This window comes from Paraburkholderia caffeinilytica (assembly GCF_051027425.1).
In the GTDB taxonomy this organism is placed as follows: Bacteria; Pseudomonadota; Gammaproteobacteria; order Burkholderiales; family Burkholderiaceae; genus Paraburkholderia; species Paraburkholderia caffeinilytica_A.
Genome location: NZ_CP186552.1, coordinates 1239719 through 1265212, shown reverse-complemented (window position 1 = coordinate 1265212; position 25494 = coordinate 1239719). Strand labels below are relative to the sequence as shown.

Below are 25494 nucleotides of genomic sequence, written 5' to 3'. Positions count from 1 at the left end.
TAGCTCGAGAAAGGAGGTGATCCAGCCGCACCTTCCGATACGGCTACCTTGTTACGACTTCACCCCAGTCATGAATCCTACCGTGGTGACCGTCCTCCTTGCGGTTAGACTAGCCACTTCTGGTAAAACCCACTCCCATGGTGTGACGGGCGGTGTGTACAAGACCCGGGAACGTATTCACCGCGGCATGCTGATCCGCGATTACTAGCGATTCCAGCTTCACGCACTCGAGTTGCAGAGTGCGATCCGGACTACGATCGGTTTTCTGGGATTGGCTCCACCTCGCGGCTTGGCAACCCTCTGTTCCGACCATTGTATGACGTGTGAAGCCCTACCCATAAGGGCCATGAGGACTTGACGTCATCCCCACCTTCCTCCGGTTTGTCACCGGCAGTCTCCCTAGAGTGCTCTTGCGTAGCAACTAGGGACAAGGGTTGCGCTCGTTGCGGGACTTAACCCAACATCTCACGACACGAGCTGACGACAGCCATGCAGCACCTGTGTTATGGCTCCCTTTCGGGCACCCCCACCTCTCAGCAGGGTTCCATACATGTCAAGGGTAGGTAAGGTTTTTCGCGTTGCATCGAATTAATCCACATCATCCACCGCTTGTGCGGGTCCCCGTCAATTCCTTTGAGTTTTAATCTTGCGACCGTACTCCCCAGGCGGTCAACTTCACGCGTTAGCTACGTTACCAAGTCAATGAAGACCCGACAACTAGTTGACATCGTTTAGGGCGTGGACTACCAGGGTATCTAATCCTGTTTGCTCCCCACGCTTTCGTGCATGAGCGTCAGTATTGGCCCAGGGGGCTGCCTTCGCCATCGGTATTCCTCCACATCTCTACGCATTTCACTGCTACACGTGGAATTCTACCCCCCTCTGCCATACTCTAGCCCGCCAGTCACAAATGCAGTTCCCAGGTTAAGCCCGGGGATTTCACATCTGTCTTAGCGAACCGCCTGCGCACGCTTTACGCCCAGTAATTCCGATTAACGCTTGCACCCTACGTATTACCGCGGCTGCTGGCACGTAGTTAGCCGGTGCTTATTCTTCCGGTACCGTCATCCCCCCACCATATTAGGGCGGAGGTTTTCTTTCCGGACAAAAGTGCTTTACAACCCGAAGGCCTTCTTCACACACGCGGCATTGCTGGATCAGGCTTGCGCCCATTGTCCAAAATTCCCCACTGCTGCCTCCCGTAGGAGTCTGGGCCGTGTCTCAGTCCCAGTGTGGCTGGTCGTCCTCTCAGACCAGCTACAGATCGTCGCCTTGGTAGGCCTTTACCCCACCAACTAGCTAATCTGCCATCGGCCGCCCCTGTAGCGAGAGGTCCTAAGATCCCCCCCTTTCCTCCGTAGAGCGTATGCGGTATTAATCCGGCTTTCGCCGGGCTATCCCCCACTACAGGACACGTTCCGATGTATTACTCACCCGTTCGCCACTCGCCACCAGACCGAAGTCCGTGCTGCCGTTCGACTTGCATGTGTAAGGCATGCCGCCAGCGTTCAATCTGAGCCAGGATCAAACTCTTCAGTTCAAACCTGTTACTGTTTTTCGGGCTCTTTCGAACCCGGTCGCTCACTCAACGTACTGACGAATGATCATCCCATCGGCGTGAATCCACCCCGACAGGAAAACCTTCCTTTAATACTAGTGTGAGACTTGATACTTTCGCTTATGCCAGACCCCGAAAGATCCAGCTCGCGTCGCGCATCAAGCGCCCACACTTATCGGCTGTTAATTTTTAAAGATCGATCCGCATTCACTACCGAAACCGCACCGCGCCGCACACCTCGCAACCACCGGCACCGCTTCGTTCTGCGTCGCTGCATCTGCAGCAGAGAAACGAGATTATGAAGAACTTCCGCTACGCCGTCAACAGGTTTTTATAACTTCCTGAACCCGTTCACTTCGCGCAAAGCCTTGCCACTGCTGGCTCTCCCGCCTCCCGTGCCTCGCTGTCCGAAGCACGAAAGAGCGAGATTCTAGCGAGCCGCACCGCGCCTTGCAAGCGGTATCTGGAATTTATTTCAAGGCGCCTTTTCTATACGGCCAGGCTCATCTACAACCGGCGCTTCCACCTCGGGCGCCGAAACACGTGCTGCCGGGGCGCCGATCGTCCAGTCGTGCAGTACGGTATAGGCAACCGCCAACAAGGTTGGGCCAATGAAAACACCAAGGAAGCCAAAAGCAAATGCGCCGCCCAGGATACCCAGCATCACCAGGATCAGCGGCATGTCGCTACTTTTGCCGATCAGGATCGGCTTGATGACATTGTCGGACATGCCGACAACCAACACACCCCACACGACCAGAAAGATTGCCCAACCCGTCGCACCGCCGTGATACAGCCAGATCGCCGCAGGCAACCAGACGACAACTGGCCCACCCGGTATCACCGACAGGAAGAACGTCGCCAGCCCAAGCAGCGCCGGCGCCGGGACGCCCGCAATCCAGCAGCCGAAGCCAGCAAGAATGCCCTGCACAAGCGCCGTACCGAGAATCCCGTAGACCACGCCCTTCACCGTGCTGCCTGCCAGCGCCAGCAAATAATCGGCGCGCTCGCCGGCGATGCGCCGCATGCCCGCCCTCAGCCAGGCCGCCGCCCCCTCCCCTCCGGTATAAAAGAAGAAAGCGAGCACGATACTCAGCGCCAACAAACCCAAACCGTGCGTAACAGCAATCGCGGCTGCCAGAATCCACTTGCCGGCCGGCGCCGCAAGCGCGCGCATTTGCGCGATCAGCTCAGAGTTGCTGCTCGTTACATTTGTCCAGAACGCCTCGATGTTCGAGCCAACCAGTGGGATTCGCCCGACCCACGGCGGCAAATCCGGCAAGCCAGCCTCGAAGAGCCTTTGTACCAACGCGACAATGTCGTGAACATGCGCACCAAAGGCAAAGCCCGCGTAGACGAACGGGCCAAGCACCACAATCAGAATGATCAGCACGATCAACGTCGCAGCGAGCTTCCGCCGCCCCCCGACTGCCGTAGTGAGCCGCCGGTACAAACCCCATGAGCTATAACTGAGAATGGCACCCCACAACAGCGCGGTTGTAAAAGGCGCAAGCACCAGCAGAGAGCCGCCCACCAAGATGATCAGCGCGAACACTGCGGCGAGTCGTTCAATCAGTTGGTCCGATTTCACTATGAATCTCCTGTTGCGCCAGACCACAGCGACGAATAGACACACGCTTGCGAGGCGCCCACCGAAGTCAGCCAGTATAGAAGCGAGTCAGACCTCCGGGCCTGTCTTATATCATCCGGCCAAGACGCCGCGCAACGCATCTGGCAGCGGCCCGTAACAGGCTTATTTTTAATGCGGAAACGTCCCAATCCATCCGGCATAGTCGGCCAAATAATATGGCGGCATAGAAAAGACTAGAATATAAGGTTCTGTGCCCCCAAATTTCTGGATTTATGCGCTCGCGAATCGCCAAACGTCTCCCTCCCGATGCCGACAAACTCGTCGGTCTCTCGCTCGCGCTTTTCGCGTCGGGCAGCCGCACCGAAGACCGCTTCTGGGAAGCGAAGCTCGATGCGCTGCTGACCAAGATCGTCCGCAACGCCAACCAGACTACGCTGGACGCCGCGCTCGATCATCTGCAGCAGAATCATCCTGATGCCTACGGCGCACTCGCCGACATGGCGGAAACGCACAGCGAGTCATTCATCATCGAACATGAAGACGTTCCTTATGAAGCGTTGCTGATCGCCGCGCCCGTGCTGGCCTGGACTCGCTACATGATTCCTTCCGGCCCGCTCAAACCGGACGCCGCCGACGCGCTGCGCGCACACTTGCAGGCGCATGTGCTCGCCGCCAATACGCGTGTCGCCATGGTGCCGTTCCTGTACAGCATCGATCAACTGCCGCGTCACCACGTCGAAACCTGGCGAATTGCCCAGCAACTCGCTCAAGCAGCAATGGCCGGCGGCAACGCCAAACTCAATTTCGGCGAACTGCCGGAAACCTCGCCAATCCTGGCCGACCCACGCTTTCTGCTGGCTGTGGTCGCGGCGCCGGTGGGCGAACCGTCGTTTCGCTGGCAGGAAGAAGAAAACGGCACCCGGATCGAGCGTGGCCAATGCCTCGAACAATGGGCAACGCAAGGCGGCGCCAATCTGTCGCTGGCGCTGCCCGGATGTGAATTCGAGTGTCTGCTGCCGGATGCCTATTATTCAGCCTGCCGCGACGCCGACGAACGCGTGCGCCCTCACACGGTACGTACCGCCGTGCGCTATCTGTTCGACACAATCGGAGCGGCGCCCCAGGAGTTGCGCGCGGTTGTCGCGGGCTTCGGCGAACGCCGTATCGACGAATATCGCGTCGGCTTCACACGCAAGGGCAGCAATGATGTGATCTACGGCGTTGTGTGGCCGCTTTATGGCCGCGAAAACGGCGAACCCGGCATCGATGAAGAACCGCAAGAAACGGCTGCGTCAGACGACCCGCTCGAAGAAATCGTCGCATTGCTCAAGGAAACCGGTGTGACAGACGTGCGCCGCCACTCGGGCCGCTTCGAGCCGGAATATTGCGATGACTGTGGCGTCCCGCTCTATGCGGACCCGCTCGGCGAGATCGTCCATGCCGAAATGCCGGAAGACGCGGAGCCCGCGCAACCGCATTTCCACTGACCCACCGGCGTCGGCGTCATTGCGCCGCACCGTCCGACATCAGAATGCCCCGCCGCGCGCGGGGCTTTTTTATGTCATTCCTCCTATGCCTTTTGGACAGGCCGTCAAAACGGAAGGAATTTGTCATGATAGTGCCAGTGGTGCATCGTAATGCGGCCGGCACCTTCGCCGGTTCGCATGCATCGCGCCACCACGCCCGATTCATCTGGAGACATGGCATGCGATTCTCAATACTAAATAGGGTCGGTACTTAACGGTACTACATGGTCCTCGCAAACCCTTGTAAAAACAGGCTTCTGCCCATAACCGTACTAATCCGTACTTGGCCGTACTTAACCCAAATGGGGGCAAGTGGGGGCAAGGAGAAGCGTAAACTTACGGGTTAGTACCCCAAGCAAGGAGTGCTGACGTGAAGACCGCCGTAGAGTTATCCGATACCGATGTGGACAAGGCGAAACCCAAGGCCAAGCCCTACCGCTTACGCGGGGGCCACCGGCTGTACGTATTGGTGTCCGTCGCGGGGACCAAGACATGGCTCTGGGCGTACCGCGCGCCGGATGGCAAGGACCGCGTTTACAAGATAGGCAAGTTCCCCGATGTAAGCGCCGCCGCCGCGCGTGAAGCGCGCAGCAAGCTGGAAAAGATACTCAAGAGCGGCAAAGATCCCAAGGACGAAGCGGAGGCCGAGGATAAGAAACATGATCCCGCCAAGGGCATGCTCTGGTCCATCGTTGAGAAGTGGCTGAAGAAAAAGAAGCCGGTCTGGTCGGCGTACTACTACAGTCAGGCGGTGCGCTTCCTGGAACGGTACGTCAAGGATGGTATCGGCCAGATGCAGGCGCGGGACATAGCGCCCAAACACATCTACGAACTGCTCTCCGGCATCGCGGAGCGGGAGAAAATCGATAAGGCATCGGGCGAGGTCAAGAGCAATGCACCCCATGTCGCCATACGGATTCGCCACCACTTGCAGGGTATTTTCAGCCTTGCGCTAGTCATGGATGAGGCCGACCGCAATCCCGTCAAAGACGTGGGGCTGACTGAAGTGCTGGGCAATAAAAAGCTGAAGACCCGCAACAATGCCAAGCTGAAGCCCGACCAGTTAGGCGGGTTGCTGGCGAAGCTCGAACAGCATGGCGGTACGGAGAAGACGCGTATCGGCCTCAAGCTGTTGTTGCTCACGCTCGCCCGCACCGGCGAACTGCGGGGCGCGTCATGGAGCGAGTTCGACCTGGACAGCGCTGTATGGGTCGTCCCGGCCAGCCGCATGAAGATGCGCGTCGAACATACCGTGCCGCTTTCCAAGCAAGCCGTCGCACTGCTGCGCGAACTCCAGAAATACGGCAACAAGGGGCTGCTCTTCCCTAACGCCAAACACCCCACGAAGCCGATGGACGCCAATACGTTCAACCACGCGCTGGCGCGGCTGGGGCATGGCGAATCCCTGCCGTGGTTCCGCGCGCATGGGAGCCGTGGCACAGGCTCGACACTGATAAACGGCATGCTGGCAAATGGCGCTCGCAAGTACCCGCGCGACGTGATCGAAGCGCAACTGGCCCACAAGGTGCGGGGCGTCGAAGGCGCGTACAACGATGCGGACTATCTCGATCAACGCATCCCCATGATGCAGGATTGGGCGGATTACCTTGACCAGCTACGCGCCGCCGCGATGCCGGAAAATATTCCAGCAAGTACGCTTGAATACGACTAAGGACGGAGCCACATTAGTCACGTAGCAACGGACGCCCTAACGGGGGGCGTCTGCCACTGTTAATCCACCTGGCAATGGAGTGCCGTTATCCCCTGTAAGGAGGGGTGATGGGCGTTTCATTCGCATCAAAAGCTGTACTGGCACCAGCGCCGAAGAAAAAACGGAACGGCAACACCAAGCCTCTGCCCGTCACGCTCCCGCTCGATCAGCCCGGACGGCTAAGAGAAGGCCATTTGCTTACGCTACTTAGCATCAGCGGGGCAACCCTCCGCACCCGCATCAAGAATGGCACTGTGCCGCCGTGCGACGGCCACGATGGCTATGTGGGCCGCTGGCTGCGCCCGTACTGGGACACGGAAACCATCCGCAAATACCTTGCTGGGGGCGGCGCTGGCTAATGCCATTTACCAAGCGTAACCCGCATGGGTGGTGGTAATCCGCTGAATACGCTTGGTTATTGGGTATTTGGCGCTGGCGGGGCAAGTATTTGCCCCCAAGATTCGCCCCCAACCCTGCGCACGAGCCAAGGAAAGTGCAACTGATTGCAGCGGCAAGCGCCCCCTCCGCACGCATATCGCCCTTCATGGCGAAACTCGCACCGCCAGGACGTGCAGCCGTCTCACTCTCATTCACAAACGGCCAAGTCCCCTCCAAATGCTCTTTTTATGTCACTATTTCGCGCTATTGAGAGTGCCCGGTCGCAGTGTCTTCATAAAACGCGGCTGGGTAGATAAATAGGCGTCCACCTAGTGGGGTGTAACGTGGCAGAAGACAATAAGAAGCGCGGCTATCCGAAGATTCCCAAAGGCAGTTGGTTTGGTCTTCGCGACAAGTTCAAGCAACGGATGCCCTCCGATGTTTCCCCCAGCTACATCGCAACCGCACTGAACATGACACCTGCGTCCGCAAGTGCAAACGTCATCGCTCCCTTGCGAACGTTCGGTTTAGTTGACGATAACGGCAAGCCCACCGAATTGGCTTTGCACTGGAGGGACGACGAAACGTACGCCGAGGTCTGCTCGACCATCATAAAAAACACCTACCCGGGCGAACTTCATGACCTGTTTCCGTCGCCCGATACGGACACTAAAAGGTTAGCCGGTTGGTTCGCCCGCCAAGGGGGAGTTGGCGAGGCGGCAGCGACCAAGTATGCAGCAACATATTTGATGCTGCTTGAGGCGGATTTGGATAAAGCCAAGGTTGGGACACCCCCTAAGGCAAAGTCCACGGCCAAATCGTCACCCGCACCGTCCAAGGCCGCGACGCCGAAGCCAGCCAAATCCGCCGCATCAACGACGACCAACGGCTCAATGGGTGCAGCGCCCTTGCAGCAACACCCCCCCTTAGGCGAAGGGGGCCACACCTTCGCGCCCAAGCTCCACATAGACGTGCAAATTCATATCTCGCCGGAGAGCAGCCCCGAACAGATCGACAAGATTTTCGAAAGCATGGCGAAGCACCTCAAGGACTTCCGCTCTTGAGTACGAACATGGACATTGCCAAGGCTCTTGAAGTAGCGAAACAACTGCGAGATGCCGTGCGAGCTAAAAACCCGCCACCCGAAGAAGGAGCCCCCAGTTCAGAGGAGCCTGTAGTCTATTTTTCGCTGGTCAGGGGCACCCGCCCCTACCTGGAGAAAATAGTGCATCAGATAAATGGGGCATATGAGGGTGGCTGGTACGACGCATCAGCCGTCATGGTGCGTCGGCTTGTCGAAACACTGATCATCGAAGTTTTCGAAGCAAGCGGAATCGCCGACAAAATCAAGAACCCTAAAGGCGACTTTCTCTACCTACGAGACCTCATAGGCATCCTGGTCGCTGAGACGAGTTGGAATCTTTCCCGGAACGCCAAAGCGGCGCTTCCTCGACTGAAGGATGTAGGCGACCAGTCCGCCCACAGCCGACGCTTTGTCGCTCACCGGCAAGACATAGACAAGCTGATCCCAGACCTACGCGTGGTCATCCAGGAATTGGTGACTTTGGCGAAACTGAAATAGACATATCTCAAGAAGTCGGTCGACCTCACTTGCATTGTCAAATGCATCGGCTCAGATTACCGCTGTCTTACGCACAGTTCTTGATCGATCCTTCCGTGGTCGCCTTAACGGTCCGGCTCTGCACGTATGGGTCACTCATGTTGGGGGCGGCGGGCGCAACGCTACTGCGCTGGAACTGCTCCATCGCGCCGCCCTTGGCGTAGTGCTTCGCGGTATCGCTGCCCGCGTTATTGCTGTTACGGCCTGTATGGCTATCTGCTGACATTTCCTACTCCTAAGAAACTATCGTAAAAGTAACGGACGATGGGGTTTGCAAGGTCACGCTCGGACGGCCACCGCTGAAGGCATAGCTAACCGGCATACTGAACGCCTCGGCGTTGTTGAAGTTCGCCAGCAGCGTACCCGCACCGCTGTACAGGGCACCCACGCACGGCCCACCGCACGCAATGTTGGTGATCGTCCCTGACGGTATGTCTCCAACCGCCTTGGTCTGCGGGGGGAAGGTCGCTGTCACGGTAGCGGTGTATGTCGCGGTCATGGTGCTTCTCCTAATTTAGCGACGCTGGGCGCGGTCCAGCATGCGCGCTAACGTGGGTTCATCGACCACCACGCCATTGACGATCAACGTATGCGCAGGCACCGCTCCCTTGTCGTACTGACAGATGACTTGCATGCCAAGGTTCACGCCCACGGTAACTGTACGGGACAGGCGGGCGGCGTCCTTGATACCCCCCACCGTATGCACGGGCTTGACCGTTTGTGCAATTGATTGCACTGACCCGGCTTCCTCTGCGGCCACCGCCTGCTCGATCACTTCCTCCACTTGTTCCATGGTTACTGCTGTCTTTGCCATGGTCTGCTCCAAACGCTAAAAAGGGTAAATTCAATGGTAAAAACCGCTTTTTAAAATTTACTTCTGCCGCCAGAGCCCCATATTTAAAGGCTTCGGGGCCTTTAATGCTAATTATGGAGTAAAAATAGCATTACTCTTCATCCGCTTTATCCGCTGTTTTCACCGATGGCGGGTGAGGCCAAGGCTCGACAATCAATTTGAAAATGCCCTTACGCCGCCCATCGACTATGGGCATCTTGATAATTTCCCGTTCTTCTGCATCCATTGCAAGCGGGTCATTAATCATCCTAAACGTCACGGTCTCGCCGTTAGGGGAGGTGCCGTCCTTATTGCGGCGTACAAAGCGGCCCTTCACGGTTCCTCTCCTTCATCGTCATCGCCCGCATCCGGGTCCCACATAAACGGCTCGCTGTTTTTGCGGGCTTCGGCAAGTATCGCCAGCGCGAGCTTATGGTCGCCCTGTATCAGCGCGTTGTTGTACATGTCCTCAAGGCGCAAGGCGCGCATGCTGGCGTGTGCGTTGGGCACGAGGTGAAGCTGGTTCTGTGCTTTCTCGTAGATCTTCTCAAAAAGTTTTTTTAGCTCCGGGGACAAAGTGGAACCTGTGATTGTCGTCGGGTTGTACCGCTCAAGCATCTGGTGGGAGGGCGCGGGACTGTCAGGGTACTCACGGATGAACGCCCGCACAGTCTCAATCACGCCTTTGCCTGACGCGAGGGACTTCACCACGAACACCTTTTGCTCGTTACTAAGCGTGGATACGTTTGACATGACCACCGCCCCTGTTAATCCTCTAGAATGTGAAACGTAATGCAACGCTCGCCGCCGCACCAACAATTACTTAAATCGCACTTAATCGCCTTAATAGGGAGTTTTTGCATTGGTCGGAATTCCTTCCCTCACAATTCCACCATAACGATTCCAATTCATTCTCTGCATGAAGTGTTTGTCACTCGCCTAATGCAACGTGGAGCGCTGCGCTTCCGTCAGCACATCAATCAAAGTTTTTCTGGCCTCGACTTCGTGCAGATGTAACGACACCTGCGCGTGCAATTCCGTAACGACTCTCCACACTCCGGCCAGCCCCCGACAACCTGACAGTGTCGCGGTTTCGCCCGCCAGCAGGAGCGCATCCTCCAACTGGCCCAGAGCCGTGATGACGCTTCGCAGGGTCGCTGGGTCATGCGGACGGGCCGCGAGCTGTGCGCTTGTCGCCTCACTCACTGCCTGTACATGACCAACCACATCACCAAGCATCGGTACAGTGTTCATTTTTTGCCTCTCTTGCTGCGCGGCGCTTCCATTTCGGCCAATCGTTCTGCCGTACAAAATCGCTCTACCCACGTAGTACCTGGCGGATCGGAGCGTTTTGGCGCTACGGGCGAGCGTGGAATTTTCGCGGCGGGCCAGCGGTTCCCGCGAGTGCCACCCGATTTCGTCCCAGGGTTTGCACTCCTTAGCGAAAATCCTTTCTTTCCACTTAAAACGCCCACGACGCACCTCCATCAACGCGCCAAGATGGTTTGACGCACACCGTCGATAAAAACACCTTCTCCCGCTGGCACCGCTTTAAAGTGGTTCATCCAGCTCGCTTTTGAACCTTCAAACTCCGAGAATGGACGGCCATAAGGGTCACGCAGCTTGATCTCGACCAGTCGGCCTTCGCGTTTTGGCTCAAGCATTGCCTCATGGACAATCTCGGGTGCAAGCTTGGCGATGGACGCGGGGCTGTAGCCAGGAAGGTTGATGAAGCCTTGATAGTTCTCGGTATGGGGCCGCAGATCGTTCAGCAGGCGAGCCTCATACAACTGCACGTCCTCGCCTTCCTGCGGAACGTAGACAGTCTCCCGCGTTGCCTGCAAAACGCGGTCAAAACTCTTTCGAACTTTTTCGTACCCGGCGCGCTCGCCCGCAGTCCATCCACCTTTGGGAGCCGGACCACAGGGATCTTTTCGTGTCGTCCAAATATCGGTAGCCTCGGTGGCAACCACCGGCAGATGAGAATATCCGCTCATTTCAACCCCCTCGCCAGCCGCCAGTTCGTCTCTAGAGTTTGCCGTTCCTGCTCGCTCGATTCCCTGTTCCACACCGCAATTTGGTGATGCGTCACGTTCTGCTTGAACGGCGTCATCCAATGCTTCCGTCCATCAACCGAATCCCACTCGCGGATTTTCCGGTTGGAGTCGTCAAGACGTTCACGCTTGATCAGACCGAACTCATCGGCTCGACCAGATGCTTGGGCCGCAAGCATTTTGCGCTGAGCGTCGGCCTTCCGATCCACCAAGGCAAGCTCGGCGGAAGTCATTTCATGACGCACGGGTGCGGACAGGGAGACATTTTTGAGGCTCATTTCAAAGCTCCTGATGGGTGCAAATACCGCTGGCTTTCTTCAAATACTTCTCAGCCTCAAAATGGCTAAGGATTAATGTTGTAACCGGTAGGCAGGCTGGGCCAAACCTATCCGTCACAACCCACTCAACCTCACCGGTTTGCACATTCAACCGGCAATACGTTCCCGCGTTGCCGGGGAACAGCGCAATGCCGGATTCGCGCGCTAGTTGCTCGGTGCGATCCATAAGCGAGGTAATGTCAATCACTTCCTACTCCCTCAATAATCGTCTTGCGTGATCCCGACTAATGACCATGATGTTCAGGTCGGCATCGGCATAAACCCAGAGTACTTTTCCCGCAATTTCCAGGCAGTACACCGTAAGCAATCGACTGCTCGAAACCGCTGTTACAAGGCCACCCCTCCGAGCCTGCCGCTCCGCGTTCTGCATGTCGGCGGTAGTTGCTGGTCTTTCGCGTTCCATCCGTCACCCTGCTGCCCGTTTGGCGTGCCGCCGCAATATCCTGTCTACTTCGTCACGGTGTGCCGTTACCATCTTGCATCCGTGCCGTGTGTCAAAATCCGCGTACCGCCAAACGATTACGCCATCCACCAACTTGCAGAAAATTGCCAGCCCAAGCACGGGACATTGAGCGCGACCCAATTCTCTGCATTGCCGCTCCATGATCGAAAGTACGTCTTTCTGCGCCATCATCTAAGCCACCTTCACGCTTCCTCGATCCAACCTCACTGCAATTGATTGCAACTACTAACTTTTCGAGAACCGCGCATGCACTTGTTGCTTCACTGCGTTCGCATACAGGCTCGCGATTTCCTCTGATGCCCCTACCCACGCATAGAAACTGGTCCGCCCCACTCCGGCCTCGCGGCAAGCCGCCGTTACAGACGCACCGCGCGAAATAGCATCAAATACGACCTGAATTACTGATTTCGGCACTAACTCAAGCGGCGTAACTTCTTCGAATTCGTTCACGGTAATCTCCCCGGACCATGTGAACAATTGTTCGCTCTTTTCTTCTATCGGGGAAGCAAAAATTCTTTATTCATGCCGCCACCTTCAAATGGCCGAGGTACGCGCGCTCAACCTTCATGTTGCCGTCCCGGAGCGCGAAGAGGTATTCCTGGTAGGTAACTGTGGGTGCCTCAGCAATCGGCGTTTTGGCGGGCGCTACAAGCGGCTCGGTACTCGCGCATAGGCCAGCCCCAGGCGTAGGCAAGGCGGGGCTAGATTCAAGCGCTGTAGCGGCATCAGGTTTGGGTGGCCCATACACCGTGGCATCAAACACACCCTTCAGGAACGCTTTAAATTTGGGGAGGTGCTTGTCATAGAAATCGAGACGAGGGCGTGGCGGGCAACTCAGGTCTTTACCGCCCCCTCCCACCATACAATCACACACCGTCATCCAATGTTGGTACTGGTACGCTTCGCCAGCTTCCTGCCCGCCACGAAGCCAGGTCAGATGTTCTTCGAGCGTTTCTCCGTCGATGCATTCGAGAAAGTACTCAAGGCGTTCCAGCCGCTCGCAATCAATCTCGGCAAGCATGGTGGTCCCCTTCACAAACCCCGTTGAAACGCTCGCACACAGTTTATGCAGCGCATCCATGTCGTACTTCTTCGACAGCCGGAAATAACTATCCCAATCACCACTTCCGATGTTTTCAGGTGCTGGTTTCGGTCCTGGTTTTTTCTTCTTCGGAGGTTCTTTAACTGCCTCAGGAGAAGCAGGTTGGTTTTCGTTTTCCCCTGGCTGCTCTTGCAAGGCTCCAGGGATAGCCTTTCCTGAGTCTCCCGAAGGGAACTCCTGTTTGTGTATTTTGATTTTCTCTTTTGAAACTTCAGCAGTAACTTCAGTCATAGGTGTGCTTGCACAAGCAGGGGGTGTGCTTGCACAAGCATAGGTACTAACCCCTGTGCTTGGTGAAGCACAGTCTCTAATCTTGACGCCCGCCACATCGAGTACGAGCCGGTAATGGTCGTAGTTGTTGTTGCCCTGACGGCGTGACTCACGCACCACCGCCCCGCTCGCCAGAAGCGCCCTGATACCGTTGCGGACTTCTCCGCGTGAGTAACCTAGCTGGCGTTCCCAGAATGTGATCGAGCAGTATTCCCAATAGTGGCCTTCGTGAAAGCCATTCGAGCGCGGCTTACCACTTTCGTCAGGCTCCAGCCAATAGCGAAGGTGGCCGAGCATGTCACGCGCGCACAGATTACCGCCGACCAGCTTGCGGTCTGTTACGACGAAGCCACGGCGCGGGCTTTCGGATAGGCCGGGAATTTTGCGAGGTGTGGCACGGGTCGTTGCTGGCGCAACTGATTGCAAAGCAGGGCTAACTGTTTGACAAACGGCGGGGGCGGTGAGGTGTTGCTGTACTGATTCGTCCATGATACTTCTCCCTGTGTTCCAACTAATTGATCGCCAGCAACACAGGGCATATAATGAAATCCTGTGTTCTGGTTTATGTCAGCGCCACTGCCAAAACCATTCAAGCCCGATTACCGTTACCAGCGGGTCGGGCTTTTTCATTCCTGCTTAGTCCTTCGGTTGTTTCGCCAGAAAATCACGCAACGCGACACGCACAACGCCGCCGAGGGATGCACCGGTACGTTCAGCATGCTGTTGTGCGGCTTCCCTTAAAGTGGGTGGAATAACTATTGACGTGCGGCCTAGCCGGTCCTTTCTTTCCTTGATTGGCTGTTCCATTACAGTGTCCATTTCGATGACTCCATTCATGTGTCTGGTTGGGACGAGTTAATACTATGGCGATCGAATTGTTTTCCCTAGGGGTGACAAGTCCTGCCCAAACCATATAAAAATATCGGTCGATGGATTAGCTGCCAGATTCGATAGAAAACGATGCGAGTGAGCGCCTCGCATATCTCAAAATGTTTTTCGTAACAAAAAGTTACTGCGCCGGGGGCGAAGCCTAGATACATCAGGGCTTCGATAATCTGCCTAGCATTAACCGCCCCCGGACGTCGGGGATACGGTTTAATTGCCGCGAAAGCTCTGATACATTCTTCGTACTATTCGTTTTTGCGGATCATAGCGATGCCTCAACACCATCACCACAAAGGCCACGCAACGCCAACCACTGCGTCGTACACCCAAGCGTTCCTTGATGCCCACATGGCAACCGCCTTGCGCTTGCAACAACAGTACGGGGTTCCAGCAGGCATCCTGCTCGCGCAAGCGGCTTTGGAAAGTAGCTGGGGGCGGCAGGTCGTCGGTAATGCCTATTTCGGCATCAAGGGGCGTGCGCCCGATGGTTCATCCGCAACCTTCACGACGCATGAAGTCGTCAGCGGACAACGCATCCAGACAAACGCGGCGTTCCGTGCCTATGCGAGTTTTGACGATGCAGCGGAGGACTATGCTAGGTACATCACCAGCAAGCCGGATTTGCGGACGTGCTATACGCAGGGAACTGCGAGCAAGTGCGCAGTGTTGATCGCGCATAGAGGATATGCAACGGACCCAAGATATCTGGCTAAGCTAAACGTCATCATCAAGGCGCACGGACTGGACAAGCTCAGTGCGAAGGCTACCCAATGATTCGCCGCGTCGTTGCAATAATCGCCCTAGCCGTAGCCACGCACGCTTACGCAAAGCCGCTTGCAATCCCGAATGACGACAGCGCGGCAGATAAGGCCATTGCCATCACGAAAAAATATCAATTGACGAAGGACAATATCGAATGCCTACAGTTCGACACGTTCGATAAGGGGACGTTTTACGTGGTGCGCGTTCGGGAGATTCACCCTAAGGCATGCGGCGGTGTGCCGGACGTGTCGCCCACCCTGTTCTTCCTGAAAATACGAAAGAGTGACGGCCGAACGCTCACTAATGCGTATGGCGACGGGTCGCGCTATGTGCCGCCGAAGCGAGTAAAAACCCCTGATTAGGGTCACCTCTGCGCAATTTGTTCGCACTGAGACTGCGGCCAGCATCCATGTCGACAAAAAAAGACCGCCCGGTGCTGCGGCGGTCAAACGAGCCGGGACGCACCCGGCTTTTTTGCAATTAATTGCAATGAGGTCGCCAGTACTCGTTGTTACACTAAGCCGGGAAGCGACAACCAACAAGGCCCGACTGTACCAACCTTATCCAGGTCAAAACCAAGGTACTTGAAGTTCATAGGGGCGACATTCACAATGCTGCCGTCAGGTGCCTCCAAGTCCATGAACTGCCGCAAGCCACCGGCATGAGCATGGGCCAGTTGGACGGTCCCGCTGATCCCCGAATAGCACTCTTCCTTTATTACCGCGCGAATAACGTTACGAGGGGCATATTCACGCAACGAAAGCCCAAGCGGCAAGCTCTGCCGTGCTGTCGCGATTCTTTCACGTATCTCCGCTTTATGATCCCCTAGCAAGCACACATATTCGGGCGTGGAAAAGTCTATCTCTTCGAGGCTTACGTCTGGCTTGTGATTCCCACTCGCATCTTGTATGTACACTGGCTTCAAAACAAATACGCGGCGGGCGCGTTCCACCTTGCAGTAACCGAATAGCGCGATTTCAACGCGTGCGAGTTCTCCGTAACGTTCCCCATAAGTTTGTCCAAACTCCGCCAAAAACACTTTGGCGAGATCGGCCACGTTGCGAATTGACACGCTTGCGCCGTGGCTGCCTCGCAGATTAGTAAGGATCGGCGTAAGCGCGGCATATAGATTGACGGCGAACAGACTGCTTCCCGCGTAGGCAAGGCCTATCGTGTGCTGAAAAGCTGCGACCTCCGGCACCGGGCCGTGCTCGATGCATGTGATTTGGAGCGGAAAGATTTTGGGACTGTGCCGAAGAAGCGGTAACGGTTCCGACTGACTGTGCGTCGGAAGGTCGGAAATGCAGGAATCTGAACAGGCCCAGACAGACTCATGGGGTTCGCGATCCTGATACCAGATGGCAACGATCGTCATCGCGTGCTCGTAGGATGTTGGGGTCGAGCGCTCATGGTATGTCTAAACTGCGTGGCCGTCGCACATACCATTCGCAAAGCGAATTGCAAAGTGCAATTGATTGCGGCTCCCTCCGACTTCGAGCGGTGCCAGTCAGATTTTCGGCTTGACGATCTTGCACCCGGCATCATAGGAAATCGATACGAGAAACGATTTTTGCGAGACCTTCTTTTTTGCCTTGTCGTAATCGGTTCGTGCGTACCCGGTTAGCGTTTCATCGTAAAGATGCAGGCTTACCCGATCCACCACCACGGTTTGAAGCAAATAGCCGCTGGTCTTGTACTTCTTAAAAAATGGGCTGGTATCGCTGTCCAAGTCGGTAGCTGTCAGCCAGTCCGTTATGTACGCGTGTCGATTCGCCGTGCAGTCATTCGAATAAACGTAGGTGGTACTGGTGGACTTGCAAAGGTCAAGCCGCGTATCTGCGAAGGTGCCGCCGCCGCTCGCGATTAGCGAATTGCCGTCTATCGTGTAGGTGTTCGTCTCACCGGATGACGGTGCGGGGATGGCAACATCGTCGGGGGCGTTAATGCCCTGCCCTGAAAGATTGCCTAAGCATTCCAGAGTCGTTACTGGCTTTGTCGGCTGTTGATCCTGTGCCACTGCGCTGTGGGCTGCAACACCCAGCGATGCCAGAGCAATTGCTGCCCCATTGATTCTCATGGCTCCCCCGCCGTGTACTCCGGTCCGTAGTTCGTTCGATCTACCCGGCACACGCTGCGAAATTGATTGTGCAGCGGGCGCGCTGGCTATCACTTGATGCCATAGTGAGCGCCAAGGGCATCGGCAAGCAATTTGCCCCCTGCCGAAAGCCCTATACTCCATGCACCGTCAATTGCCTTGCCGGTCATTTTCGCCATCCACACTCGTACCTTGGGACCGAACTGTTTTCGCTCAGCTACGGCGGCGGGGTCGTCTTGCTCAATGGCGGTTTTCAAATCCGCCACATCCGCATCATCGACTCCGGCTTTCTTTAGAGTATCGACCAGTGAATTGAAATCGCCCTTCGTGACAGCATTCGTAACCGTGGCGCTGTTACCGGTACCGATAACGATGGTGGCGTTATCACCAAAGATCGCCTGGTTAAACATCGCCTGCGCGTCCACACCTTTTGCAGCTTCTTTCATACTGTCCTCTGACACACCGCCTATTTCGTCCTGCAATGTCAGTACAAAATCAAGCAATCGCGAACGAACTGCAATAACAATATCTTGCACCTGTCCGGGTTCGATCTGCCTCCACGCGCTAGTGACGTGCCCGACTTCATAAGCCCGACCAAAGATGTCGTTACATTCAGGCGGGATGGCATTGCTCAGCGATTGCGTCTGCTGCGCCAAGTTTTCGAGCACGCTAATGGACTGGGGCATTGGCCATTCGGTGAAGCTTCGGCGCGCTTCATCTGGCAAATGCGCAGTCGGTAGTGTTTGATTTTTGAAGCGCCCCCCGGGAACGTGCACATTACCTACCACGCGAGCGCCGACGACCCGGTAACTCGGGACCGGCTTCTCATTTTTATAGCCGTCGAGTTCGTCGCTAACCCATTCGGTAAGTTCACGATGGCCGATTCGATGCAGCAAGACTTTTGTTTTGAGCAACGCGCCCGTGAGGGAACCGTTCTTGTCGCTGAGAAGGTCTATGATTTCGTCTAAGAGTTTCATCCGCCCGCCGCGTAACTGTAATTGACTGCAAAACTAGAGAACGCCGGTCGCGCGTAAAACGAACAGCGCGGCCCGTACGATCCCATAGACGATTGTCAGCGCGCCCACGAACATGCAGACCCGCACACCAAACAAAACCGACTTCGGATATTGAGGGATGACCTGAAATGGCATCGGCTTGGCGGGACCATCTTTCGAACGCACCCCAGCGAGATTAGGCGGGGTGGTGTGGCTGAATACCTGCATCTGCAAAAACTCTTTCGGCCCAAGCGAACCAATGCTCATCGTATAAGTACCATCCGCGCCTGTCGTATCTTCAAAGGTGCGCGGCGGGTTTAACTGAAAGTGATCGGGCTTGGTCCGATGGATGATTTCAACGTCTTCTGCGGTCTTGCGTCCAAGGTTTTGCACTGTGAGAGTGGCCGTCTGAACATTCCATGGTTGCTGCTGACCGGGAAAAAGCACACGGAAATTGAAGCTGTGTGGAATCCAGTAGCGAAGTTTGGCACCCGGCTCTATCAGGCGTTGAATCGCCCAAAACACCAACCCTATACCCCCGGTAATGAACGCACCAACGATCTTGTCTGATAGCCCGTCCAGTCCAGTCATACCGGCCTCTGCTTGTGGTTTTGATGATCAGAAGTCTGCCACATACGCAAACCGGCCCCGAGCAAGTAAAGAAAACGGGAACGGCGAGTTTCGGACGGTTTCGTCCCCACGCAGTCCAACAGCGCGCCTCCATCCCGGCCTGCGTCATTAAAAATCTGTGCAATTGATTGCACATGGCGGCGGACGAACTACGAGCCAATTCCGTAGTAACCGCCAACGGCATCGGCTAGCAACTTCCCTCCAGCGGCCAGTCCAATGGTCCATGCCCCCCCAATGGCCTTCTGGGTCATTTTACCCATCCACTCCTTAACCTTTGGCCCGAACTGCTTTGTCTCGGTCACTGTAGCCGGGTTGTCGTCCTTGACTGCGGCCTGAAGCTCGGCAACATCCGCTGCATCTACGCCAGCTTTTTTCAGCGTCTCGGCCAACGAATTGAAGTCGCCTTTGGTGACGGTGTTGGTGATCGTCGTTGCGTTGTTGTGGCCGACAATCACCGTGGTGTTATCGCCAAACACCGCCGCATTGAACATAGCCTCTGCGTTGACCCCTTTTGCCGCTTCTTTCATATCGTCCTCCGGTATGTCGCCCAATTCATCTTGCAGGTTAAGCACGAAGTCCAGCAACCGCGAGCGAACCTCAATGAGCACACCCACCACTTGCCCCGGTTCGAATTGAGTCCAAGCCTGTTCTATCTGGAAGCTCTTTTCAATACCACCTTTCTTTATCGCCGGAAACCATTCAGGCTTAACTTGAGCAATCAACGAATTATCAGACGCGGCGTAACGTTCCAGCACCTGGATAGACTCGCGAAGTTTTTTTTCAGTTACGACCAAGCGCTCCTTGTCTGATAGGTGTGAGGTTGGCAACGGAGTGTGCGGGTAACGCACCGCAATGTTCGACACGCTACCGAACAGCCGTATAGAGATAACCCGATATTCCGGGACAATTTTGTCAGGCCCATAACCGTTCAGTTCATCGCTTACCCACTCTGCAAGCTCTTTGTGGCCGATCTTGTGCATGAGGACTTTGGTCTTCAGCATCGCATCGGTGAGTGACCCGGCCCTATCGCTGAGTAGCTCAACAATATCGTCAAATAGCTTCATGGCTGCCCCCGCAAATGACTTTTGATGTTGTGCCCCCGGAGCAATTCTAGAGGATTGCGCGGGTCGAGGAAGAAAACTCCGGATTTCCCCCGACCACGCCAGAAATCCTTCGGAGCTTCAGCGACCTCTGCCTAGAGTCCGTTCACGCAGCACCCCCACCGAACCGACTCAATGGAGTGAGAAATGGCTACGAAAACTTCAGCAGCAAACACCGCCCTCGTAACTGTCGTTGACCCGATTGCTTGCGTCCGCAATGTGCGTGAAGGCGAGTTCACTTTCCCGACCGCCCCTCAAACCGTACGCCCTCAAGCAGCCGCCTCCGGCGCTCGGGTTACCCGCGAACGCTTCGATGCCGACGACGCGCTGATCAGCTTCATCAATGCCAACGGCTGGGCAGATTTGAAAACGCAGAAGATTTTGGATAGCGTGCGCGCCAAGGGGCACGCATGCGGCATGAGCCGTTTGAACAAGTTACTTGGCCGCGACGCGAAGGGTAACCCGCTGCCCTGATAAATTACCCACGCATTTCAGAATGCGTTACTGGCCTCGTGGGTTAATCCTGTGTCACTGCAATGTGGGCCGCCCAAGCGTATCTCATCTAGCGCTCATACAGGCCCTTCTGCCGCATTGTCGTTGGCCCCGTAATCACTGGTGCTATTTTATTTCCGCTCGTACCAAAATAGAAAAGCCCCAAGTGGGGCTTTCTTATTTCGTTGCTGCTTCCTCGGGCTCGCCCGGATCAGGCGCAGCGGCTAAATACTTCCGGCTAGGCACATAGAAAGCACCCGTAGCCATCTTGTGATAACAAACGTCCACGAGCCGGATATGCGAGCCCTTGCCCGGCCACTGGAAATGCAAAACCCAGTCCGATGTAGCGTACTTGCCATGCACGTAGTTGTAGTGCGGAAGACCTAAGTGGTAGTGCCATAGGTCGTTCGCCTTGGCGTAGGCATGTTGCGCACTTCCGACCGCCACCCCGTTCCAGGTGGGCGTAATTTTCCCCGTATATTTGGTGAAATCCGCTAGGCCATGGGCGGCGAAGGTGGCAGTGAAGTCTAGGACAGCGTCTTGTTGATCTGTCGGAAAATTAGCGAATTCTTTCGCGAATAATGCGCTGAATTCCCACGTGAACGCCATACGTAGCTCTTGGTGTTATTTTGCGTGATCCAAGATGAACTGTCGCTGCTGTTCTCGCGTAAGACCTGCAGGCATTGCTACAAACGGCCCACGCAAAGCCTCAGCCATGCGTGCCGCATCGATCTTCACCGGTCGAACATCGCCGCCTTGTGCTTCGTCGTCGCGATCCGGTTCATCATTCCTATTTTTCCTGTCCATAGGACACTCTCCAATTGCTAGTCCGTGCGCCCGCGTCTCGTACCTATATCACGGCAGACTTCTGCACATCTTGAGCACGATCAACCAGGAGGTCGGTTGGCGACCGCACATGTCTCATGTGTGTGATCACGGCCCCATCATATGAGGACGATCGATCTGCCGTCAATTAATCAATAGCAGTTCGCGTGCCCCGTAGGCAGGTTCTGCCGCCTACTGTGCTTCGGCACCCCGCGCACATTACATCAAAGACACCTTAAACATAGCTTAAATATTTGATAAATATGAATTTTTTTGTCAACAACTCCACGCACGACTCAGGCCACACGATGCCGTATTGCCAACCCTGCAATTGATTGCAAACGGGGGGAGTCCAGACTGCTCTCTCGTTTAACTCTGAAAGGGGGCAAATTTGGGGGCAAAATTTACTTTTCAGTGTTATATACTCCAAATTAGCCTAATTTTTACAGGCGTTTGCGTGATTATGTACTAGTTACAATACTCAACTCAGACGCGGAACGACGCGATGGACTCAAAGCACTGCTGCGCCAAATCGACCGGCTAGCGCGCTTTAACGAAGCACAGGATTGGCGTCAGGTTGAACGTACGCTCAAGCGCCTGCGGCCCGACCTGCTGGTGATCGATTGGCAGGACTGGATGTCGGTTGGCGATACCCGTCATCTGCTCAGCCATTACCCGGACTTGCGCATTGCAGTGCTGACCGACCAGATCTCGCCAACTGCCGTGCGGGACCTCATGGACGAAGGTGTGCTCGGCGTGGTCCCCCGAGAAACCGATCCGTGCCTGATCGTGCGCGCTTTCGAGATGGTCCTGCTCGGTGGTCACTATGTACCGCCCGGCGCGCTGGCGCTCAATCCTCCGCTACCGCCGGATGCCGCCATCCGGCCATTCGATGAAAAGAGTCCGCCGCCGCGCCGGACCAAACTTTCCAACGGCCTGTCGCCCCGCCAGGAGCAGATCATGCGTTGCGTTCACATGGGCAGCACGAACAAGATGATCGCGCGCACGCTCGGCATCAGTGAAGGTACCGTCAAGATCCATCTGACCAGCATATTCCAGCAACTCGGAGCGCCCAACCGCGCCGCCGCGGTCGCGCTCTACAACGGCTGGCTGTCGGCTCATTTGCAAGTACTGCGCAACGACGGCGAACGACAGATTCGCCCGGTAATGGGACAAGCCGGCGTGGTGCCGTTGCGGCGCCGCACGCTGCGGCGCTTCCAGTATCCGTTGCCCGCGAACGACACGGCCGACACGCTGCCAATGGCAGCCGAACCGAGCACGCCTTACGGCGATGCGCCCGCCGGGCCGGAGGCAGAACAGGTCACGCAAGGTTCGGCATAACGTCAGCCGGCGCTCACGCCAGAATCTGAACACGCATTTTCTGGCGGCGTTCGCGCCGGCTGGCATGGAATCCGCTCACACCTTTTCTCGTCCAACGAGTAATATGGAATACATGGGTTTCCTCTACACACCGCTTCCGTTCTGGGTCGCTGTCGGTGGCTGGATCGCCACTGCGATAGTGGTCGCGCTCGCGCTGTGGAAAAATCCTTTCAAACGACTTCAGGACGGCACACTCCAGCATGTCTGGCTCGCGATCATTGTCGCGGTGTCGGTCCTGTGGGCGAGCAACGCATGGCTCGACGACGGCACCGTCATGCATCTGCTCGGCGCCACGCTAGTCGTCACATTATTCGACTGGGCGCTGGCGCTGATCGCCATGGCAATAGTCACCGGTCTCGCCGCTGTCGTCTTCGACGCCCCCTGGCAGGGCATTGCTCTGACGTTCATCGTGTTCGGTGCGCTGCCTGTCGGCATCTCTACCCTGATCCAGCGCGCCAGCATCGCCTGGTTACCGCGCAATCTCTTTATGTTTATCTTCGGCCAGGGTTTTGTCTCGCCCGCCATTGCCGTGTCGCTCACGGCGGCCGCGGCGCTCGGCGTTCACATTGCGCTCGCCGACGGTTCGATGACCGTGGTGCCGGCCGGCTACGCGTTCAGCGTGCTTCTGCTTGCCACCGGCGAATCCTGGTTCACCGGCATGTCGACGGCATTGATCGCGGTCTACCGCCCGGCGTGGGTCACCACTTATGATGTGCGTCGATATCGATTGGGCGGGCCCCGTACCTGACACGGACGCGGCATCAAACACGTATCTGCGGCTATCTGCCATCTCGGCACATCAAGTGCCCGAGTCTACGCACCACGACAGGACAAAATATTTGTGTCAGGATTGAACTCCTCCCTCCCGCCGTGCATCTTACGTGCCTCACGTCTCATTAGCGTCTAACGAACTAGATGGATAGCACCAACGTACCGCGCCGATTGCTGCGGTTGGTCGGCCGGTTAGCAACAATTGCAGCGGGTCTCTCGCTCATGTGCGCTACTCCCGCATACGCCGATCAACTCGAACAGCACAACGATCTCGTCAACAAATTTGTCAATGACATGCATGCAGACCCGCTGGTCGCGGACTGCGCTGCTCACGGCAATTTTGTTGCAAGCACATCGACCGCTTTCGACCATGTCGAATTTCCGCCCAGCTCGTTCGACAGCGCGCATGCGTCGGTCACGCCCTGGAACGATTCGTTCGACGAGGGCAAGCAGCGCGTCAAGGTCGACAACATTGTCACCGTCGAGGGTCTCGGTATCCGCCAGAGCGGAGATGGAGATCCGGCCGATCTCAAATTCCGCTGCGGCTACGTAGGCGCCCAGATGCTGGCATTCAGCTGGAACGATCCGGTGCCGCCGGCACGTGCGCATAGCTCCGGATCTACGGGATCGCGAGCATCCTCAGGCAAGCATAAGAGCGTGAAGGGCAAGCACTCCGCTAGCGGTAAAACCACGAAGAAAGCAACCGGCAAGACCTCAAAGGCAAGCTCGGGGAAATCTTCGCGGACACCTTCCAGCAAGTCTTCGGGCAAATCGACCGCGAAAAAATCTTCGGCGAAAAAGACTCAATAACGGGCAAGACTGAACTGACCCGCGGCCGTTTTCACTAACCCGCGCCGTGGATCATGCCGGCGCCCCCCAAAAAAAAACGGGGCACACACTTTCGAAGTGTGTGCCCCGTTTTTTATACAACGTCCGGTCAGGCGAACGTCTCCACGTGCCGCAAAATCGCCTGCAGCATGGCGGCGCCCAGCGACGCGCTACGTTCACCGTTCCAACCCACCCGCTCGTCCGGCAAATTGGCGTTGTCTTTGAACGGCATCTCCAGCGTCAAAGACAAACAACCGAATTCGTTGCCGATGTACTTCGAAGCCAGCTTGAGCGCGTCCTCGCGGTACTTGCTCGCGGCGTAGCCGTACTTGTCCTGGAAATCCGGACTCGCATGCTTGAAGGCTTCGATGAACGCTTTCTGCTCCTCGCCCTGCCGCTCGGTGAAACCCGGCAGCATTTCGGAGCCGGCCACGAACACGTACGGCAGCGCCTCGTCGCCGTGGATATCGAAAAAGAGGTCGCAACCGGTCGCATGAATCGCATCACGCACTACCAGTACCTCGGGACTGCGCGCGGCGTCCGGTTCCATCCATTCGCGGTTCAGGTTCGCGCCCGTCGCGTTAGTGCGCAGATTGCCGTGCACGCTGCCGTCCGGATTCATGTTCGGCACGATGTAGAACACCGCGTGATCGTAGAGCTTGCGCGCCACCGGATCGCCCGCCCAATCGCCCCAACCCGCGAGACGCTTGACGAGACCTTCGATGAACCATTCGGCCATTGTCTCGCCAGGATGCTGACGCGCGATCAGCCAGATCTTCTTCCTGGGCGTGTCGCCGGTTTGCGGTGTACCCAGTGTCAGCAGCGACATCGGCCGGCCTTCGACCGTCTTGCCCAACTCGGTAAGCGTGGCCTGCGGCATTTGCTGGACCGCGCCGAGAAACTCCGAGTGACGCTCTTCGCTATACGGCTCGAAATACGCATAGTAGATGCGGTCGAAATCCGGCGTGTGGTCGATCGTCAGCACACGGCCGTCGTAGGAAGTCGGCACGCGGAACCAGTTCACGCGGTCATAGCTTGCCACCGCCTGATAGTCGCGCCAGCCTTCGGCAAAAGCGCACGCCGCGGCATTTTCGAAAGTCATCACGCAGCGCTCGCCAGCCGCTCCGGACAGTCTGAAATAGAACCACTGCGCGAACTCGGCGTGGCTGTCGGGCCGCACGCGCAGACGGATGTTGCCGGCGTCTTCGCAGGCCAGCACTTCGATCGCGCCTGCGTCGAAATTGCTCGTAATCGATAACGTCATGATGTTCTTCCCTGCTTGTGTGC

32 protein-coding genes and 1 rRNA gene are annotated in these 25494 nt (G+C 56.5%); 11 read left to right on the top strand and 22 right to left on the bottom strand.

Features of this window, described 5'->3' with window-relative positions; genetic code table 11:
• Window positions 1-9: 9 nt before the first annotated feature.
• Both ACOSV0_RS05610 and ACOSV0_RS05605 read right to left on the bottom strand, forming a co-directional pair.
• Window positions 10-1540 (bottom strand): 16S ribosomal RNA (locus tag ACOSV0_RS05610).
• Between the two features lie 493 nt (window positions 1541-2033).
• The gene (locus tag ACOSV0_RS05605) at window positions 2034-3149 is read right to left on the bottom strand and encodes an AI-2E family transporter (protein ID WP_434110175.1); all 1116 of its coding nucleotides are present in this window, start codon (window positions 3147-3149) and stop codon (window positions 2034-2036) included.
• Between the two features lie 272 nt (window positions 3150-3421).
• Here ACOSV0_RS05605 and ACOSV0_RS05600 point away from each other — a divergent pair, with 272 nt between their 5' ends.
• From ACOSV0_RS05600 to ACOSV0_RS05580, 5 genes are all read left to right on the top strand, one after another.
• A complete protein-coding gene (locus tag ACOSV0_RS05600; protein WP_434109257.1) occupies window positions 3422-4636 on the top strand; it encodes a DUF2863 family protein in 1215 nt (404 codons plus the stop codon).
• 409 nt (window positions 4637-5045) lie between these two features.
• A complete protein-coding gene (locus ACOSV0_RS05595; protein ID WP_434109255.1) occupies window positions 5046-6347 on the top strand; it encodes a tyrosine-type recombinase/integrase in 1302 nt (433 codons plus the stop codon).
• Window positions 6348-6454: 107 nt separating this feature from the next.
• The gene (locus ACOSV0_RS05590) at window positions 6455-6745 is read left to right on the top strand and encodes a hypothetical protein (protein WP_434109254.1); all 291 of its coding nucleotides are present in this window, start codon (window positions 6455-6457) and stop codon (window positions 6743-6745) included.
• A 363-nt stretch (window positions 6746-7108) separates the two neighbouring features.
• Window positions 7109-7828, top strand: coding sequence for a DUF5343 domain-containing protein (locus ACOSV0_RS05585; RefSeq protein ID WP_434109252.1), 720 nt, complete (start codon window positions 7109-7111; stop codon window positions 7826-7828).
• Window positions 7829-7836: 8 nt separating this feature from the next.
• Window positions 7837-8346 carry a hypothetical protein gene (locus ACOSV0_RS05580; protein ID WP_434109251.1) on the top strand — a complete coding sequence of 170 codons (510 nt, stop codon included), beginning with the start codon at window positions 7837-7839 and terminating at the stop codon, window positions 8344-8346.
• Between the two features lie 67 nt (window positions 8347-8413).
• Here the strand turns inward: ACOSV0_RS05580 and ACOSV0_RS05575 are convergent, their stop codons facing one another.
• The 12 genes from ACOSV0_RS05575 to ACOSV0_RS05520 form a co-directional block, all read right to left on the bottom strand.
• Complete coding sequence (locus ACOSV0_RS05575; protein WP_434109249.1) at window positions 8414-8611, bottom strand: hypothetical protein; 198 nt, start codon at window positions 8609-8611, stop codon at window positions 8414-8416.
• 9 nt (window positions 8612-8620) lie between these two features.
• A complete protein-coding gene (locus ACOSV0_RS05570; RefSeq protein WP_434109248.1) occupies window positions 8621-8884 on the bottom strand; it encodes a hypothetical protein in 264 nt (87 codons plus the stop codon).
• A gap of 15 nt (window positions 8885-8899) precedes the next feature.
• Window positions 8900-9199, bottom strand: coding sequence for a hypothetical protein (locus ACOSV0_RS05565; protein ID WP_434109247.1), 300 nt, complete (start codon window positions 9197-9199; stop codon window positions 8900-8902).
• A 130-nt stretch (window positions 9200-9329) separates the two neighbouring features.
• A complete protein-coding gene (locus ACOSV0_RS05560; protein ID WP_434109245.1) occupies window positions 9330-9554 on the bottom strand; it encodes a hypothetical protein in 225 nt (74 codons plus the stop codon).
• The gene (locus ACOSV0_RS05555) at window positions 9551-9970 is read right to left on the bottom strand and encodes a DUF2280 domain-containing protein (protein WP_434109244.1); all 420 of its coding nucleotides are present in this window, start codon (window positions 9968-9970) and stop codon (window positions 9551-9553) included. The genes ACOSV0_RS05560 and ACOSV0_RS05555 overlap by 4 nt, the downstream gene beginning before the upstream one ends.
• Window positions 9971-10156: 186 nt before the next feature.
• A complete protein-coding gene (locus tag ACOSV0_RS05550) occupies window positions 10157-10471 on the bottom strand; it encodes a hypothetical protein (protein ID WP_434109242.1) in 315 nt (104 codons plus the stop codon).
• A gap of 233 nt (window positions 10472-10704) precedes the next feature.
• Window positions 10705-11214, bottom strand: a complete 510-nt coding sequence (locus tag ACOSV0_RS05545; RefSeq protein WP_434109241.1) for a hypothetical protein — start codon at window positions 11212-11214, stop codon at window positions 10705-10707.
• Window positions 11211-11549: a hypothetical protein gene (locus ACOSV0_RS05540; RefSeq protein ID WP_434109240.1), complete on the bottom strand. Its 339-nt coding sequence runs from the start codon at window positions 11547-11549 to the stop codon at window positions 11211-11213. The genes ACOSV0_RS05545 and ACOSV0_RS05540 overlap by 4 nt, the downstream gene beginning before the upstream one ends.
• Before the next feature lies 1 nt (window position 11550).
• Window positions 11551-11796: a hypothetical protein gene (locus tag ACOSV0_RS05535; protein WP_434109239.1), complete on the bottom strand. Its 246-nt coding sequence runs from the start codon at window positions 11794-11796 to the stop codon at window positions 11551-11553.
• Window positions 11797-12297: 501 nt separating this feature from the next.
• Entirely contained in the window at window positions 12298-12522 is a 225-nt protein-coding gene (locus ACOSV0_RS05530; RefSeq protein WP_434109237.1) for a hypothetical protein, read from the bottom strand.
• 70 nt (window positions 12523-12592) lie between these two features.
• Window positions 12593-13933 carry a hypothetical protein gene (locus ACOSV0_RS05525; protein WP_434109236.1) on the bottom strand — a complete coding sequence of 447 codons (1341 nt, stop codon included), beginning with the start codon at window positions 13931-13933 and terminating at the stop codon, window positions 12593-12595.
• A 147-nt stretch (window positions 13934-14080) separates the two neighbouring features.
• Entirely contained in the window at window positions 14081-14251 is a 171-nt protein-coding gene (locus ACOSV0_RS05520) for a hypothetical protein (RefSeq protein WP_434109234.1), read from the bottom strand.
• A 348-nt stretch (window positions 14252-14599) separates the two neighbouring features.
• Between ACOSV0_RS05520 and ACOSV0_RS05515 the strand changes: the two genes are divergently transcribed.
• Window positions 14600-15103: a glycoside hydrolase family 73 protein gene (locus ACOSV0_RS05515; RefSeq protein ID WP_434109233.1), complete on the top strand. Its 504-nt coding sequence runs from the start codon at window positions 14600-14602 to the stop codon at window positions 15101-15103.
• The gene (locus ACOSV0_RS05510; RefSeq protein WP_434109232.1) at window positions 15100-15453 is read left to right on the top strand and encodes a hypothetical protein; all 354 of its coding nucleotides are present in this window, start codon (window positions 15100-15102) and stop codon (window positions 15451-15453) included. Before ACOSV0_RS05515 ends, ACOSV0_RS05510 begins: the two co-directional genes overlap by 4 nt.
• Before the next feature lie 149 nt (window positions 15454-15602).
• Here ACOSV0_RS05510 and ACOSV0_RS05505 read toward each other — a convergent pair whose 3' ends face one another.
• From ACOSV0_RS05505 to ACOSV0_RS05485, 5 genes are all read right to left on the bottom strand, one after another.
• A complete protein-coding gene (locus ACOSV0_RS05505; protein WP_434109230.1) occupies window positions 15603-16466 on the bottom strand; it encodes a hypothetical protein in 864 nt (287 codons plus the stop codon).
• A gap of 132 nt (window positions 16467-16598) precedes the next feature.
• Window positions 16599-17168, bottom strand: a complete 570-nt coding sequence (locus ACOSV0_RS05500; protein ID WP_434109229.1) for a hypothetical protein — start codon at window positions 17166-17168, stop codon at window positions 16599-16601.
• An 89-nt stretch (window positions 17169-17257) separates the two neighbouring features.
• Entirely contained in the window at window positions 17258-18163 is a 906-nt protein-coding gene (locus tag ACOSV0_RS05495; RefSeq protein WP_434109228.1) for a hypothetical protein, read from the bottom strand.
• A 33-nt stretch (window positions 18164-18196) separates the two neighbouring features.
• Window positions 18197-18772 carry a hypothetical protein gene (locus ACOSV0_RS05490; RefSeq protein WP_434109227.1) on the bottom strand — a complete coding sequence of 192 codons (576 nt, stop codon included), beginning with the start codon at window positions 18770-18772 and terminating at the stop codon, window positions 18197-18199.
• 188 nt (window positions 18773-18960) lie between these two features.
• A complete protein-coding gene (locus tag ACOSV0_RS05485) occupies window positions 18961-19875 on the bottom strand; it encodes a hypothetical protein (protein ID WP_434109226.1) in 915 nt (304 codons plus the stop codon).
• 183 nt (window positions 19876-20058) lie between these two features.
• Between ACOSV0_RS05485 and ACOSV0_RS05480 the strand changes: the two genes are divergently transcribed.
• Window positions 20059-20385 (top strand): hypothetical protein, encoded by a 327-nt coding sequence (locus tag ACOSV0_RS05480; RefSeq protein ID WP_434109225.1) that lies wholly within the window; start codon window positions 20059-20061, stop codon window positions 20383-20385.
• 195 nt (window positions 20386-20580) lie between these two features.
• On the opposite strand, the gene ACOSV0_RS05475 is transcribed toward ACOSV0_RS05480, so the two are convergent.
• The gene (locus ACOSV0_RS05475) at window positions 20581-21012 is read right to left on the bottom strand and encodes a hypothetical protein (protein ID WP_434109224.1); all 432 of its coding nucleotides are present in this window, start codon (window positions 21010-21012) and stop codon (window positions 20581-20583) included.
• 15 nt (window positions 21013-21027) lie between these two features.
• Window positions 21028-21210: a hypothetical protein gene (locus tag ACOSV0_RS05470; RefSeq protein ID WP_408511730.1), complete on the bottom strand. Its 183-nt coding sequence runs from the start codon at window positions 21208-21210 to the stop codon at window positions 21028-21030.
• Window positions 21211-21843: 633 nt separating this feature from the next.
• Between ACOSV0_RS05470 and ACOSV0_RS05465 the strand changes: the two genes are divergently transcribed.
• The 3 genes from ACOSV0_RS05465 (at window position 21844) to ACOSV0_RS05455 (ending at window position 24189) form a co-directional block, all read left to right on the top strand.
• On the top strand, window positions 21844-22569 hold the full coding sequence (locus ACOSV0_RS05465) for a helix-turn-helix transcriptional regulator (RefSeq protein WP_434109222.1): 726 nt from the start codon (window positions 21844-21846) through the stop codon (window positions 22567-22569).
• Between the two features lie 112 nt (window positions 22570-22681).
• A complete protein-coding gene (locus ACOSV0_RS05460; protein WP_434110174.1) occupies window positions 22682-23356 on the top strand; it encodes an energy-coupling factor ABC transporter permease in 675 nt (224 codons plus the stop codon).
• 167 nt (window positions 23357-23523) lie between these two features.
• The gene (locus ACOSV0_RS05455; RefSeq protein ID WP_434109220.1) at window positions 23524-24189 is read left to right on the top strand and encodes a BspC domain-containing protein; all 666 of its coding nucleotides are present in this window, start codon (window positions 23524-23526) and stop codon (window positions 24187-24189) included.
• Window positions 24190-24316: 127 nt separating this feature from the next.
• Here ACOSV0_RS05455 and ACOSV0_RS05450 read toward each other — a convergent pair whose 3' ends face one another.
• Window positions 24317-25471: a M14 family metallopeptidase gene (locus ACOSV0_RS05450; RefSeq protein WP_434109219.1), complete on the bottom strand. Its 1155-nt coding sequence runs from the start codon at window positions 25469-25471 to the stop codon at window positions 24317-24319.
• Window positions 25472-25494 lie beyond the last annotated feature (23 nt).

Bases quoted from the DNA above. Each gene is read 5' to 3' on its own strand.
- ACOSV0_RS05550 (WP_434109242.1), bottom strand. From the start codon at position 10,471: ATGAACACTGTACCGATGCTTGGTGATGTGGTTGGTCATGTACAGGCA.
- ACOSV0_RS05515 (WP_434109233.1), top strand. From the start codon at position 14,600: ATGCCTCAACACCATCACCACAAAGGCCACGCAACGCCAACCACTGCG.
- ACOSV0_RS05505 (WP_434109230.1), bottom strand. From the start codon at position 16,466: ATGACGATCGTTGCCATCTGGTATCAGGATCGCGAACCCCATGAGTCT.
- ACOSV0_RS05570 (WP_434109248.1), bottom strand. From the start codon at position 8,884: ATGACCGCGACATACACCGCTACCGTGACAGCGACCTTCCCCCCGCAG.
- ACOSV0_RS05485 (WP_434109226.1), bottom strand. From the start codon at position 19,875: ATGAAGCTATTTGACGATATTGTTGAGCTACTCAGCGATAGGGCCGGG.
- ACOSV0_RS05475 (WP_434109224.1), bottom strand. From the start codon at position 21,012: ATGGCGTTCACGTGGGAATTCAGCGCATTATTCGCGAAAGAATTCGCT.
- ACOSV0_RS05520 (WP_434109234.1), bottom strand. From the start codon at position 14,251: ATGGAACAGCCAATCAAGGAAAGAAAGGACCGGCTAGGCCGCACGTCA.
- ACOSV0_RS05525 (WP_434109236.1), bottom strand. From the start codon at position 13,933: ATGGACGAATCAGTACAGCAACACCTCACCGCCCCCGCCGTTTGTCAA.
- ACOSV0_RS05590 (WP_434109254.1), top strand. From the start codon at position 6,455: ATGGGCGTTTCATTCGCATCAAAAGCTGTACTGGCACCAGCGCCGAAG.
- ACOSV0_RS05500 (WP_434109229.1), bottom strand. From the start codon at position 17,168: ATGAGAATCAATGGGGCAGCAATTGCTCTGGCATCGCTGGGTGTTGCA.
- ACOSV0_RS05510 (WP_434109232.1), top strand. From the start codon at position 15,100: ATGATTCGCCGCGTCGTTGCAATAATCGCCCTAGCCGTAGCCACGCAC.
- ACOSV0_RS05600 (WP_434109257.1), top strand. From the start codon at position 3,422: ATGCGCTCGCGAATCGCCAAACGTCTCCCTCCCGATGCCGACAAACTC.
- ACOSV0_RS05490 (WP_434109227.1), bottom strand. From the start codon at position 18,772: ATGACTGGACTGGACGGGCTATCAGACAAGATCGTTGGTGCGTTCATT.
- ACOSV0_RS05565 (WP_434109247.1), bottom strand. From the start codon at position 9,199: ATGGCAAAGACAGCAGTAACCATGGAACAAGTGGAGGAAGTGATCGAG.
- ACOSV0_RS05460 (WP_434110174.1), top strand. From the start codon at position 22,682: ATGGGTTTCCTCTACACACCGCTTCCGTTCTGGGTCGCTGTCGGTGGC.
- ACOSV0_RS05575 (WP_434109249.1), bottom strand. From the start codon at position 8,611: ATGTCAGCAGATAGCCATACAGGCCGTAACAGCAATAACGCGGGCAGC.
- ACOSV0_RS05495 (WP_434109228.1), bottom strand. From the start codon at position 18,163: ATGAAACTCTTAGACGAAATCATAGACCTTCTCAGCGACAAGAACGGT.
- ACOSV0_RS05480 (WP_434109225.1), top strand. From the start codon at position 20,059: ATGGCTACGAAAACTTCAGCAGCAAACACCGCCCTCGTAACTGTCGTT.
- ACOSV0_RS05580 (WP_434109251.1), top strand. From the start codon at position 7,837: ATGGACATTGCCAAGGCTCTTGAAGTAGCGAAACAACTGCGAGATGCC.
- ACOSV0_RS05555 (WP_434109244.1), bottom strand. From the start codon at position 9,970: ATGTCAAACGTATCCACGCTTAGTAACGAGCAAAAGGTGTTCGTGGTG.
- ACOSV0_RS05450 (WP_434109219.1), bottom strand. From the start codon at position 25,471: ATGACGTTATCGATTACGAGCAATTTCGACGCAGGCGCGATCGAAGTG.
- ACOSV0_RS05455 (WP_434109220.1), top strand. From the start codon at position 23,524: ATGGATAGCACCAACGTACCGCGCCGATTGCTGCGGTTGGTCGGCCGG.
- ACOSV0_RS05540 (WP_434109240.1), bottom strand. From the start codon at position 11,549: ATGAGCCTCAAAAATGTCTCCCTGTCCGCACCCGTGCGTCATGAAATG.
- ACOSV0_RS05545 (WP_434109241.1), bottom strand. From the start codon at position 11,214: ATGAGCGGATATTCTCATCTGCCGGTGGTTGCCACCGAGGCTACCGAT.
- ACOSV0_RS05470 (WP_408511730.1), bottom strand. From the start codon at position 21,210: ATGGACAGGAAAAATAGGAATGATGAACCGGATCGCGACGACGAAGCA.